Raw genomic sequence first — 12,660 nt, 5'->3', positions numbered from 1 at the left:
GCCGTCTCGGCCAGTGAGCGGCGATGATACCCGGACTGCTGCTTCCAGTGAGTCAGTCCCTCCTTGCGCATCACCAGAACCGCTTCATTACGTGGATGCCCCTCTTCCCATAAACCGGCATTCTTGCGCGGCGGAATACAAGCCTTGGCTCCTTTGCGCTTTATCAGTTCATGGCAGGTCTTGGTGTCATATGCGCCATCGGCATACACGGTCCCAAGGGCTCGGCGTAGCGGATTGAACAGGGTCGGCAACACCTCGGCATCATGAACATTTTCCAACGAAGCCTCGGCTGCCACGATGTCGTAGGTCGCCGGGTCTACCGCCAGATGCAATTTGCGCCAGACCTGGCGCTTGTCATGGCCATGCTTTCTGACCTTCCATTCACCCTCGCCAAACACTTTCAAGCCGGTGGAATCGATAACCAAATCGGTAACCTTGCTCTTGGGTGGCTGGCGGTATGCCACCTTCACGGTACTGGCGCGCTTGCTGACACAGCTGTAGTCGGGGGCACACAACGGCACATTCATCAGCTTAAACAGCGAGTCGAGCAGGCCCTGTGTCGCCCGCAGGGAGAGGTTGAAAATGCCCTTGAGCATGAGAAAGGTACAGATAGTCTGGTCGGTGTAGAGGGCGCTTCGTCCCCGTCGGCCATGATGTTCTTGATGGAACCAGTTATAAACGACATTCTCATCAACCCAGAACGTTAGCGAATCGCGTTTGACCAGGGAACGGTTGTACTGTGACCAGTTGGATATGGCGTGAAGCGACTTGCCCATGATGCTGATTTGAAGAGGGATTTGGTGATCAGATCGCCGTCTCCACCATAAGTTCAATTCAGGTCACTCTGATTTGGGAAACAACGCCACACGCTAGTTGAAGCCATGCAGCAAGGACCCATCGGAGAAGGTCACGTTGGCAAAGCGCGCGGTTGAAATGGCAATCTGTTCACTGTGACGCATAAGGAACATCTCCATAATGCGCTTGGAAGCCCCCATCATGTTGACCGGATTGGCTGCTTTGTCAGTCGAGACACAGAAATACTTTTTAACCCCCATATCGATGGATATGCTGGATGGTTTTATCCGTGTTGAACACATTGACGTCAATCATACGCATCAACGTGAAGGGGTCTTTTTCGCTGCGTACATGCTTGAGCGCAGAAAGATTGAGCTCGTAGTCATAGACGCCGTCGGCTTTGATAAAAGCGTCATATTCAATAGAGCCAATATCCAGGGCGAAAGTCTGGAAATCACCATCGATATAACCAAACGAGCTGCGAATATCCCGCACCAGCTCGACCATGTTATTCTCGCTGATATCAACAACATGCAATTTGCGTGGATTTCTTTTGAAAATTTCCTTTGTTACTGCTTGGCCAATAGAACCTGCACTACCGAGTATTAAGAATCGTGAATTGGCAACAACATCATTTAAGATATGTTGACATCTGGTAACGTCTTACTCAAAAAATCGATGTTGAGCGACCTAGTAGTGCAAGAGAAGATATCATTTGACCTCCTGAGTAAATGCGTAGTCCGTTCCTGTCTGCGCTAGCATCAGTGTTTTCTTTATTGTTCTCCATCATTTTGGGGGAGATGTATTAAGTAATGCATAAAGAGATATATCGTTATTACAGCCATGCTGACTTAGACCTATAGCTATCGCTTTTTCAAATTCTTTGTTATGCATTCTGATACAGTGATAACTATAAAATAAATCTGTGACATCTTGTAACGTAAGTGGATTTGCCATTGCTATCAAACAGAGATAACTACGTAATAAAAAATAATCCGCAATCAACAATTGATAGCATTGTTGGGGCGTAATATCAGGATCAAATGGAAAATTGTGGTGGTAGACATAGTAAACAAGATAGTTTTGCATTATGTGTGGATGAGCATTCAAAAAAGGCTCAACCTTTTGATGCCAAACATCATGTATTTTCGCAAGAGGTGTAATATCACCATCATCAGAAAATAATTCTGTTATTTTCTGCAAACAGTAATTAATAATTACTCTACCTCGACGGTTTTTTCTCTGGCTACTTAGTGATTGCAATTGCGTTAATTGGTGCAAGGCCCACCATTGTAGTTTATCTAGGTAAGGGATTTGCAAGAATGCATTGTGCAATTCACCATTGTTTATCAAACTATTTATTTGTGCTAGAAATTGCTGATTTGATAGGCTGTCTTCGCTACGGTGTAACATTAACCCAATGATCCACAATTTTTCTTCAATACTTATTCCTTGTGTCAAAATAATTTCGATTGACAAAAGGTGGTTGTTTTCTACTTGCTCGGATATCAATTGTGTCTTGTAGAATCCCTTGAACGGTTGAGCCTCCATGACCATGGCATCAGGATTTAGCAACACTTGACGGCATACTTCTGGACAGGATAGTGTCAGGCTCAATTTCAGATTATCGCCAAAACGGGTTTCAACCCGTGGATAGCTACGGCAGGTATTGCTTAACGCATCGACGCCTGCCTCCTTATGAATTTGGCACCAGCCATCAGATAGAAACGGGCAATATCCTTCCTCATTTAAGATAATTTGACCCCAGTTATGATCATCTTTCTTCACTTTCTGAATATGCTTCATCGTTTCTGTACGAAGCCATAAGTCTGGATGACTTGAATAGGAGCGATAGGTTTTTTTATCAATACTTATATTCCACCCTCTACAACAAGTGTCTTCACACTTATCGCCAATACACTGGAAATTTTTAACAAAAACCGGAACAAATTGATGAGCAGGGGGGGATTTTATCATTTTATAAGTCCATTTTGAGCTAAGGTTACCCACTGTAACTTAGCAAGTTTAGTACCATGATGAATATGGAGTCTGTTTTTCCTATGGCTGTTACTGTGAAACAGTGGTACCTGATGTTGCGTCAGTAATGGATCATACGACACATCGATTCTACAGCGTTCAAGGTTCTGGAGGTAAACCGGTGCAGCTCATCCGAGTTGATCAAATCGAGTCGCTGATGCTGCACCGCGTCGAGATTAGGCCACTTCAGCCAGTGACGCAGGGCGTCAGGATCTTGACTCCCTGCCAGGATCAGCGATGGGTTGGCTCTGATCACCTGTTCCATGTCCACTTGAGGGTAAGGGGTCTTGGCATTCGCCATGATGTTGATCCCGCCGCAGAGTTCGATGGCCTGAGCCGGCCAGGCGTTGCCGCTCACGCTGGTGAGCGGCGGGTACCAGAGCTGGTAGAACACCTTGACGCCGGTTGGTTGGCCATAGCGCTGTTGCAGGGAATGCAGGCGTGCCAGATAGCGATCGGCGGCTTCGTTGGCACTCTTTTCCACTCCCAGCAATTTGCCGAGAGCCCGCATCTCGGTGGCTAGCGAGGCAAAATCGGTAGGCTCAGAGTAGAAAACCGGGATCCCGATCTGTGCCAGTGGGGCCAGCATCCGTGATTGAGCCGAGCGCCAGCCGAGGATGAGATCCGGCTTTTGCGCCAGCACTGCCTCGACGTTGATGCTGCGATAATTCGCTACCTTGGGCTTGGTTTTGACCTCGGGGGGATAGTCTGAGGCATCGTCGATGGCAACCAGCTTGTCGCCGGCGCCAATCTCGTAGAGCAATTCGGTCAGGTGAGGAACAACACTCACCACCCGGGTTGGCGTGGCGGCCTGTAGGACACCGGGCAACCAGGCAACCAGCACGCAGGGCAGCCAGACAGCCAAGCGCAACCATCTAACCATGAAATAACCCCGCCACAGTGACAAGCAGCGCCAGTATCAACCAGCCCCAGCTGCACCCTTGCAGAATGTTGAGCACCTTGCGCGGGATCTCGCTATCTGGTTCAGCACCCGTGCCGATGACTGGCCAGCGCTGGAGAGCCCCCTGATAGTAGCGAGGGCCACCAAGACGGATCCGGCACTTGTCTACCAGCAGAGTGAGCAGCATCCCCATGGCGGGATAGGGCCAGAGCGCGCCACTTCGCAGCAGCTGTGCGGCCTGTTTGAGACGGCTTGCCAGCAGTGGCAGCCCCAGCAGCAAAATGACGGAGGCATTGAGCCCCTGATAGAGCGCGCTGGCGGCGCGACCAAAGTGGTCGAAGGCGGGATCTTTGCGACTCCAGCTCTGATTCATCAGCTGCACCAGCCGCCAGAGCAGGGCGCCCTGTACGCCAGCCAGAGCAAATCCCAGCAGCGGGCCAGCCCATTGGCCGACCAGACGCAGGGCGCAGCTCTCCGTCACCGCTTTGGCGAGCCCCATGGCAGAGAGTTTACCGGTTTCGCGTTTGAGCCAGGGGGCAGACTGCAATCTTGCCAGCGGCAGGGTCTCCTGGGTGGCGAGCGAGCGGGTGGCATGGGCGAGTTCGCGCAGTGGACGGGATTCGAGCATCAACAGCAGAAACAGCAGGTCGAAGATCGGCTCGCTCAGGGCCAGATTGCGCAGCGACCAGAGCCCGGCGGCGCAGGGGAGCCAGACTACCAGCATCGCCAGCAGGCCGGCCTGCATTTGCTGGCCGGGTGAACCATCGGGTCTGTGTACCTTGTGCCCCAGCCGGGTCAGCAGGGGCGTGACGGCCGAAAGACGCAGATGGGATGGCCACGGGATCACCGCCTCCAGCAGGGCAGCCCCCACCAGAATGGCCGCCGTCGTCGAGAGAAGGGCGTCGGCCATCAAATCAAACGAGCCGTTCTCGATCACAGCTTGCCGAGCATCTTGATAATCACTTCGGCGGAGTGCTTGCCGGCCACTTCGATGAAGGCATCGAAGGATTCAACCTGTTCCTTGCCAGCGATATCGGACATGGCGCGTACCACCAGATAGGGCACCTTGAACATGTGGCACACCTGACCGATCGCGGCACCTTCCATCTCGACCGCCAGCATCTGCGGGAAGTCGGCGCGAGCCTTGGCGATGGCGTCCGGTTTGCACATGAACTGATCGCCGGTACAGATAAGGCCAACCTTGGTCTGGTGCTTGCCCTGCTCGGCGATGCAATCCTGAGCGACCGCGATGAGCTTCTCGTCGCAGGGAAAGGCGGCGGGTTGCTGCGCCATCTGGCCTATCTCGTAACCAAAGGCGGTCACGTCGACATCGTGGAAACGCATCTCGCTGGCGATCACCACATCACCGATGTGCAGGTCCTGGGCAAAGCCGCCCGCAGAGCCGGTATTGATGACGCAGTCGGGGGCAAATTTTTCCAGCAGCAGGCTGGTGGCCACGCTGGCGGCAACCTTACCGATACCGGAGCGGGTCAGGATCACCTCTTTGCCTGCCAGCATCCCTTGATAGAACTCGCAGCCGCCCAGTTGCAGGGTGGTGGGGTTGCTCATCTGGCTGCGCAGCAGGGCTACTTCTTGCTCCATGGCGCCGATAATACCTACTTCCATTGCTGACCTCGTCTTGATAGCCGTGTGGCTGAATTTAAGTTGCTGTAGATCATAACAAAAGATGTCGTCGGCGCCGAGAGGCACAAGCGAAAGGAGAGATGAAACGCGGCGCTCCACATGGAAGCGCCGCAGGTGACAAAAAGCATTGATGAGGCGGGGCGAGGGCCTTTAGCCGAGCGCGGTATCGAGGGTCATCATCAGGGCAAAGCCTGCCATCAGGCCAAGGGTGGCATAGGTCTGATGACCGTTGCGGTGAGTCTCAGGGATCACCTCGTGCGAGACCACAAACAGCATGGCGCCGGCGGCGAGCCCAAGTCCGATGGGGTAGGCGATGGCAAGGCCGCTGGAGAGTCCCACCCCGAGCAGGGCTCCAACCGGTTCGAGCAGGCCGCTGGCGATGGCAACCAGCACAGCCACCGAGGGGCGAAAACCGGCGGCGCACATGGCCAGCGCCACCGCCAGTCCTTCTGGAATATCCTGCAGTGCGATGGCGGTGGTGAGCGGCAGCCCCACCGACATATCCCCCTGCGAGAAGCTGACCCCGATGGCCATCCCCTCCGGCAGGTTGTGCAGGGCGATGGCAAAGACGAACAGCCAGACCCGGGAGCAGCTCTCGTGGCCGGGGCCGCAGGGGCCGGTTTTGTCATGTTCGTGCGGGGTGAACTGATCCAGTCCCAGCATCAACAGCACCCCGAGGGTCATGCCGACCACCACCACAGCTGCGGCGCTAAAGCCGTTGCCGGTGATCCCCTTGGCGGCCTCCAGCCCCGGCAACAGTAGGGAGAAGGCACTGGCCGCCAGCATCATGCCGGCGGCAAAGCCCAGCATGGTGTCCTCTACCTTTTGCGGCACCGAGCGCAGAAACAGGGCGGGCAGGGCGCCGATGGCGGTGGCGGCAAACCCGGCGGCACCACCGATCAGGCCATAGTGCACGCCGCTGGTCACCTCGCCGGTAGCGAGCATGATGAGACTCTGCAACAGCAGCAACAAGACGGCAGCCAGTGCGATAAAGAGGCCTATGGCGGTGAGCGGGCGGCTTTGTATCTGGCTGCGCAGTTGCTGTGACCAGGATAACGGGGGAAGAGCTGAGAGATGGTCCATGGCATGGCCTCAAGGTGAGCAAAGCGGATAATGGCATTACATCCACTTGGCCGCCCCTTGTCCATGCCTGCAAGGCGATTGCCACTATCGAGAAAATGGCGTCAGGTGAATATGAATATTTTTGTGATCCGGCTCGGATTGTTGGTTTTGTTAAGTTGCTTTTAATTTTTAAAGAAAAGTGAGGGTGTGGTCGCTTTGTGCTAGAGTGCGCGCCTTTGCGGAACCCTATCTTCCCGGTGTTCTGCATTCTTTCCCGTCAGGAAGGTCTGGGGATTTGCTCATAGGGACGTGATCGCCACACTCCATTCGCCTGTCAGCAGTAGAGGATAACCCACCACTATGTTTTACAAGAATCTCTCCATCGGCAAAAAGATTGCCGTGGTTTTTGCGGTCATTGCCGCAGTCAACGTTGTCTTCGGTGTTTTTCTCTCCAGCGAATTGCGCGGTGTGCGTGATCGGGTGCTGAACTTTACCGACTCTACGCTGCCGAGTGTCCTGTCGGTTGAAACCCTGCTCTATGATGTCTCCTATGTCCGTCGTGCCCAGTTCGCCTTGCTGATGGTGAAGGATGCCGCTGATCTGCAAGCTCGCCGCAGCCGGATCCAGCAGAATATCCAGAAAGTAGACAACGCATTTCACGCCTATGAGGCGACCGTCGGTGCTGATCATGAGCGTCAGGTGTTTAATCAGGCCAAACAACAGTGGCTCAGTTACCAACGTGCAGTGAACGAGTTTGATCAACTGCTGGTACAAGGACAACAAGAGCAAGCCAAGGCACAGTTATTTGCCTCGAATGCTGCTTTTGGTTCTTTGGAGCGGGCAGTTAATGCTCTGATCGATGTGAACCTCGGTTTTGTGAAGGAAAACCGCAGCAGCTTGCTTGGCAGCGTCAGCATGGTGACCACCTTCGCCATGGTGAGCATTGGTGCTCTGCTGGTGTTCATGGTGGTGATGAGCTGGTTCCTGACCCGCCAGATCTGCCTGCCGCTGCAAGCCGTAGTGGCTCAGGCCAACGCCATTGCTGCCGGCGATCTGACTCATCAGCTGGAGCGTCAGCATATCGGTCGCGACGAGCTGGGCATGCTGGCCAAAGCTTCCCTCAAGATGCAGGACAACCTGCGTGGTCTGATTGAAGAGGTAGTGGCTGCGGTTACCCAGCTGGGTGCAGCGATTGACGAAGTGAGTGCGGTTTCCGAACAGTCTGCCAAGGGTATTCAGAGCCAGCAGCAAGAGATTTCGCTGGTGGCGACGGCCATGACCCAGATGAAGGCGACCGTTGCTGATGTGGCGGGCAATACAGAGCATACCTCTGAGTCTGCCAGTGCAGCTAATACCTTGGCCCGCAAAGGCAACCAGGATGTGCAGCGTTCGCTGGTGGCGATCACCCGTGTGGCTGAAGAGATTGAGCAGGCTGGCACGCTGGTGGCCGAACTGGAGCGTGAATCCGCCCAGATCAACGTAGTGGTCGATGTCATTCGCAGCATTGCCGATCAGACCAATCTGCTGGCTCTCAATGCCGCCATCGAGGCTGCTCGTGCTGGTGAACAGGGCCGAGGTTTTGCGGTGGTTGCCGATGAGGTGCGCACTCTGGCGGGCCGCACCCAGGCCTCTACCGGCGAGATCGTCGCCATCATCGAAACCCTGCAGTCTCGCGCCAATCAGGCGAAAGAGGTGACCGGGCTGAGCTGTGACATGATCCGACAGTGCGTCACCCAAAGCGAGCAGACCGGCACCGGTATCCAGCAGATTGAAGAGGCGGTGGCGCAGATCGCCGATATGGCGATCCAGATTGCCAGCGCCTGCGGCGAGCAGGATGCGGTCTCTGACGAGCTGGGCCGCAACGTCGAGCGGATCAACGAGTCCGCCAACGAGGTGGCTCTGGGCGCCGATCATACTGCCCGCGCCTGTCTGGAGCTGAGCCAGCTGGCGGTGGGTCTGAAGCAGACCATCGGTCGCTTCCGCCTTGCCTGATAAAGGGGCTGGCGTACGCCGACTTCTTCATTCATAAAAGTCGGGGCGCTTTACATGCCCTCACGACACCCGGCCATGTGCCGGGTGTTTTTGTATCTGGCGATGGGTACGAGGCCAGATGGTTGGGGTTCTTCGCAAGGGGATGAAGGTCAGAGCAACAAACCGGGGGCAGATGATTATCCCGGCCTGTGCGCGGTGATATTCAAGAAGGTTGGTTAAGGCGTATTTGCTAACGAGAGAAGGGCGACGAACGGTTTTGGGGATGGGGAACGGGGCGAGCGGTTGGGGTGTGCGCTACGGGGAAGAAGAGCATAAGCAGTTGGTTGGAATGCCCGAACAGGGTATATCGCAGCAATAAAAAAACCGGCTTGCGCCGGTTTTTTTATCTTGGTGAATGCTGGGGATGGGGAGCTGGCTTATTTGGCCAGAGACTCCGGCAGCTCTTCACGGATCTTGCCCAGCATCTCTTTCAGGACGCGCGGGTTGGCAACCACGATGTTGCCGGAGTTTTCGTAGTTGTGACCACCTACGAAGTCGGTGACGATGGCACCAGCTTCTTTGGCCAGCAGTTCACCGGCAGCGGTGTCCCAGGGTTTCAGGCCGATTTCCCAGAAACCGTCTACGCGACCGGCAGCCACATAGGCCAGATCCAGTGCGGCAGAGCCGGAGCGACGGATGTCGGCACATTCGATGAACATGCTCTGGAACATCTTCAGGTAGGACTCGATGTGGTGCTTTTGTTTGTAGGGGAAACCGGTAGCCAGTACGGTGCCAGCCAGCTCTTTGGCTTTGCCGACACGGATACGGTAGCCGTTCAGCTGGGCGCCGCTACCACGGGTAGCAGTAAACAGCTCGTCACGGATGGGATCGTAAACAACGGCTTGTTCGGTTTTGCCTTTCACGCGCAGGGCGATGGAAACGGCAAAGTGCGGAATGCCTTTGACAAGGTTGGTCGTGCCATCCAGTGGGTCAATGATCCATTGGTAGTCCGGATTGGTACCGGCAATCTCACCAGACTCTTCAGCAACAATGCTGTGCTCAGGGTAAGATTTTTTGATGGTGTGAATGATGGCCGCTTCGGCTTCACGGTCAACGTTGGTCACGAAGTCATTGCTGCCTTTTTGGATAGCCTCAATGTTCTCAGGCTGGGAGAAGGCTTTTACTACAACTTGACCGGCGTTGCGCGCAGCGCGCACGGCGATATTCAGCATCGGATGCATAGGTTCACCACTGGATGTTAAAGAACGGGGGATAAAAGGACGCGGTATGATACCAGTATTTTGTGCGATGGCAACTGTTATCCCCCTACGACCAATTGATTACCACTGCCAGATTTGACGGCTCCAATATAGACCAGATCTGCGCTAGTCTTATCCCAGCAGCCGGATACAGGCTGTCATGAGCATAGGGATGTGAACCATGAATTTGTCATTAGTGAGTCAGAACGTGTCAGCGGCCAGCGAGGGACTGTTGGCCATCTTGCGGTCATCACCCGAGTATGGTGATCACTTTGCCCACATCACCGTGACCCCCCTGGCCCAGTGGCAACCGGCCAAGACGGAGGCGGCGATCCTGCTGATCGACGGCGATGCGCCCTGGCAGGATGCCGGATTTGCCCGGGGAGAGGATGAGACGATCGGTTTGCCGGTCTTGCCGCTGTTGATCCGCAAGGGAGACAAGGAGCTGACGGTCTGCGGGCCGGATGTGCGTGACCCCCGTTTCTATTTTGTCTCAAACGGCATCGTGCTGGATGAGTCGGAGCTGGCCGAGCCTGCCTGCAGCCGGGTGCTGTTGCGCAAGCTGGAGTCCTACTTCCCGCTGCTTTCCCGCCTGATCATGCTGCGCCAGCGCAAGCCGGTTGCCGTGATCAACTAATATCTACCATCGCCAGAGCGCACTAGCGGCGTACCGTGGCCTTGTTTGGCCTACGGTGCGCCGCTTTTTAATGGTCTGGAGCCGGTCACTTGTTGCAAGATGAGGCGGCTATGGTGTTGCACCCTGTTCCAACCGTGCAATCTGGCTATGACCAACAAGGAGTGAATCATGATCGACTTTTACACCGCCGCGACCCCCAATGGTTTCAAAGTGGCGATCGCCCTCGAAGAGCTGGGTTTGCCCTATCGGGTCATTCCTCTCGATCTTTCGGCGCTGGATCAGAAGAAGCCCGAGTTTCTCGCCATCAACCCAAATGGCCGTATTCCGGCTATCGTCGATCTGGATAACGACGATTTCGCCGTATTCGAGTCGGGGGCCATCCTCATCTATCTGGCGGAGAAAGCAGGCAAGTTGCTACCCGCTGATCCCAAACGCCGCTCTCAGGCCATCCAGTGGCTGATGTTCCAGATGGGCGGGGTAGGACCCATGATGGGGCAGGCCAACGTCTTCTACCGCTATTTCCCCGAGAAGATCCCCGCCGCCATCGAACGCTACCAGAAGGAGGGGCGCCGCCTGTTCGAGGTGCTCGACAGCCATCTGGCCCATCACGAATATCTGGCGGACGAGTACAGCATCGCCGACATTGCCACCTGGCCCTGGGTGCGTATTTATGACTGGAGCGGTATCTCCATCGAGGGATTGCCCCATCTGCAAGCCTGGATGGTGCGGATGGCCGAGAAGCCGGCCTGCCAGAAGGGGATCACCATACCGCCGCGCAAGGAGCAGCCGGATGAGCTGATCAAGCAGGCACAACAGATGGTAACACGTTGATTTTTAACTGCCGACGGGGCGTGCTGCCCCGTAATATTAGAAAAACTAAGGCAAGCCGATTATAAAGATTCGTTCGTTTTTTGTGAGCTGAATCACTATGATGCCCTCATACCACCAAGCGTCCTGTGCGGTGGCTTGGCGGGCTCCCCGCCTACTGTTTCCAACACTGTTTTTGATTGCATCACAGCCTCTGTGATCAGATTCCTCTGGGACATTTTGTGCCAGAGGGGCGGCAGCATTTTTTCGATTTTTTGGGACTGATATGGATCGGCACAGTTTTTATCCGTTGTTTTTACTGACCATTCTGATGGTCGCTGTGGGCCAGATGACCCAGACCCTTTATGTTCCCTCCATTCCCATGATGGCGGGGGACTTCAATGTGGCCTCGGGCCAGTTGCAGGCGGTGATGGCCTGTTACCTGATCCCCTATGGCCTCTCCCAGTTTGTCTATGGGCCGTTGTCGGATCGTATTGGCCGTCGCCCGGTGCTGATCGTCGGCATGATGGTGTTTCTGGTGGGCACCCTGATCATTCAGGTCATCCCCCATTTTGCCGCCCTGCTGGTGGGTAGCTTTATTCAGGGGCTGGGTACCGGTGCCGGTGGCGCCATGAGCCGTACCGTGATGCGCGATCGCTACAACGGCGCCGAGCTCAACCGCGCTAACAGTCTGGTGAGCATGGGGGTGATCTTCTCCCCGCTGCTGGCGCCGGTGTTGGGTGGCTGGTTGACCGAGCTGTTCAACTGGCGCGCCGGTTACTGGTTCCTGTTCGGTTTTGGTGCCCTAGCCACTCTGGCGATCATGGCTTGGTTTGGTGAGACTCTGCCTGTTGCAGCCCGTCAGCCGCTGCGCGTCGGTGCTGCCTATCGCCATGTGCTGGGCAACCCCAAGTTTCAGGGCAACCTGCTCTGCCTGATGGCGACCTTTGCGGGATTGGCGGTATTTGAAGCGGCGGCCGGTGTGCTGCTGGGCGATGTGCTGAAGCTGAGCGCCCGTACCGTGAGCGTGCTGTTCGTGTTGCCGCTGCCCGGCTATCTGTTCGGTGCCTGGCTCTCTGCCAAGCTGAGCTTCCGTTTGACTCAGGGCAAACTGATGCGTCTTGGCATCGCCTTTCTGGCGCTTGGCTCTCTCATCATTCTGGTACCGGGGCTGTTCGGGGTGGTGAGTGCCGCCTCGCTGGTTGGTGGTGCGGCCGTCTACTTCATCGGTAGCGGCATTCTCTACCCGACCGCAACCTCCTGTGCCATCGAGCCCTTCCCGGGGCAGGCCGGCACCGCGGGTGCCATTCTCGGCGGGATGCAGAATCTGGGGGCGGGCGTGGTGACCCTGCTGGCGGCCGGTTTCCCGATGACCGGTCAGGTGACGCTGGGGGCCATCATGACCCTGATGGTGCTGATCGTGGCGCTGAGTTTTGTCTGGCTGCGCCACCACGGCTCGCCGCACGAGCAGATGGCCATCTAAATTTGCTTGCCAGTTGCAAAACAAAGCCCGCCTGTTTGGCGGGCTTTGTCGTTATGGCAGTGTC

The 12,660-nt window shown here is 55.6% G+C and carries 14 protein-coding genes; 5 read left to right on the top strand and 9 right to left on the bottom strand.

Annotation, left to right across the window (positions count from 1 at the left end; translation table 11 throughout):
- The 8 genes from BN1139_RS16075 to BN1139_RS16050 all read right to left on the bottom strand — a co-directional run.
- Positions 1-776 (bottom strand): IS5 family transposase (locus tag BN1139_RS16075; protein ID WP_041980720.1); only part of this gene is annotated, 776 nt, incomplete at its 3' end.
- Between the two features lie 93 nt (positions 777-869).
- A complete protein-coding gene (locus BN1139_RS21885; protein WP_005353004.1) occupies positions 870-1,055 on the bottom strand; it encodes a polysaccharide biosynthesis protein in 186 nt (61 codons plus the stop codon).
- A complete protein-coding gene (locus BN1139_RS21880; protein WP_237700568.1) occupies positions 1,045-1,356 on the bottom strand; it encodes a Rossmann-fold NAD(P)-binding domain-containing protein in 312 nt (103 codons plus the stop codon). Before BN1139_RS21880 ends, BN1139_RS21885 begins: the two co-directional genes overlap by 11 nt.
- A gap of 225 nt (positions 1,357-1,581) precedes the next feature.
- Entirely contained in the window at positions 1,582-2,772 is a 1,191-nt protein-coding gene (fliB, locus tag BN1139_RS21100) for a flagellin lysine-N-methylase (protein ID WP_005353000.1), read from the bottom strand.
- A gap of 121 nt (positions 2,773-2,893) precedes the next feature.
- Complete coding sequence (locus BN1139_RS16065) at positions 2,894-3,715, bottom strand: cobalamin-binding protein (protein ID WP_005352999.1); 822 nt, start codon at positions 3,713-3,715, stop codon at positions 2,894-2,896.
- Positions 3,708-4,670: a cobalamin biosynthesis protein CobD/CbiB gene (locus tag BN1139_RS16060; protein ID WP_005352997.1), complete on the bottom strand. Its 963-nt coding sequence runs from the start codon at positions 4,668-4,670 to the stop codon at positions 3,708-3,710. Before BN1139_RS16060 ends, BN1139_RS16065 begins: the two co-directional genes overlap by 8 nt.
- A complete protein-coding gene (gene mtnN / locus BN1139_RS16055) occupies positions 4,667-5,359 on the bottom strand; it encodes a 5'-methylthioadenosine/S-adenosylhomocysteine nucleosidase (RefSeq protein WP_005352995.1) in 693 nt (230 codons plus the stop codon). Before mtnN ends, BN1139_RS16060 begins: the two co-directional genes overlap by 4 nt.
- A gap of 168 nt (positions 5,360-5,527) precedes the next feature.
- Positions 5,528-6,460, bottom strand: a complete 933-nt coding sequence (locus BN1139_RS16050) for a ZIP family metal transporter (RefSeq protein WP_005352994.1) — start codon at positions 6,458-6,460, stop codon at positions 5,528-5,530.
- Between the two features lie 14 nt (positions 6,461-6,474).
- Between BN1139_RS16050 and BN1139_RS21475 the strand changes: the two genes are divergently transcribed.
- The gene (locus tag BN1139_RS21475; protein ID WP_155396134.1) at positions 6,475-6,642 is read left to right on the top strand and encodes a hypothetical protein; all 168 of its coding nucleotides are present in this window, start codon (positions 6,475-6,477) and stop codon (positions 6,640-6,642) included.
- 157 nt (positions 6,643-6,799) lie between these two features.
- Complete coding sequence (locus BN1139_RS16045; protein ID WP_005352993.1) at positions 6,800-8,431, top strand: methyl-accepting chemotaxis protein; 1,632 nt, start codon at positions 6,800-6,802, stop codon at positions 8,429-8,431.
- Between the two features lie 416 nt (positions 8,432-8,847).
- On the opposite strand, the gene suhB is transcribed toward BN1139_RS16045, so the two are convergent.
- The gene (gene suhB, locus BN1139_RS16040) at positions 8,848-9,651 is read right to left on the bottom strand and encodes an inositol-1-monophosphatase (RefSeq protein WP_005352992.1); all 804 of its coding nucleotides are present in this window, start codon (positions 9,649-9,651) and stop codon (positions 8,848-8,850) included.
- 199 nt (positions 9,652-9,850) lie between these two features.
- Here suhB and BN1139_RS16035 point away from each other — a divergent pair, with 199 nt between their 5' ends.
- The 3 genes from BN1139_RS16035 (at position 9,851) to emrD (ending at position 12,596) form a co-directional block, all read left to right on the top strand.
- Complete coding sequence (locus BN1139_RS16035) at positions 9,851-10,306, top strand: hypothetical protein (protein WP_005352991.1); 456 nt, start codon at positions 9,851-9,853, stop codon at positions 10,304-10,306.
- A gap of 168 nt (positions 10,307-10,474) precedes the next feature.
- Entirely contained in the window at positions 10,475-11,137 is a 663-nt protein-coding gene (locus BN1139_RS16030) for a glutathione S-transferase family protein (RefSeq protein WP_005352990.1), read from the top strand.
- A 262-nt stretch (positions 11,138-11,399) separates the two neighbouring features.
- The gene (gene emrD, locus BN1139_RS16025) at positions 11,400-12,596 is read left to right on the top strand and encodes a multidrug efflux MFS transporter EmrD (RefSeq protein ID WP_005352988.1); all 1,197 of its coding nucleotides are present in this window, start codon (positions 11,400-11,402) and stop codon (positions 12,594-12,596) included.
- The last annotated feature ends 64 nt before the right edge of the window (positions 12,597-12,660 follow it).

The sequence above is a fragment of the Aeromonas veronii bv. veronii genome (genome assembly GCF_000820225.1).
GTDB lineage: Bacteria > Pseudomonadota > Gammaproteobacteria > Enterobacterales > Aeromonadaceae > Aeromonas > Aeromonas veronii.
The sequence above is the reverse complement of the archived record's forward strand: the minus strand, read 5'-3'. Positions and strand labels throughout refer to the sequence as shown.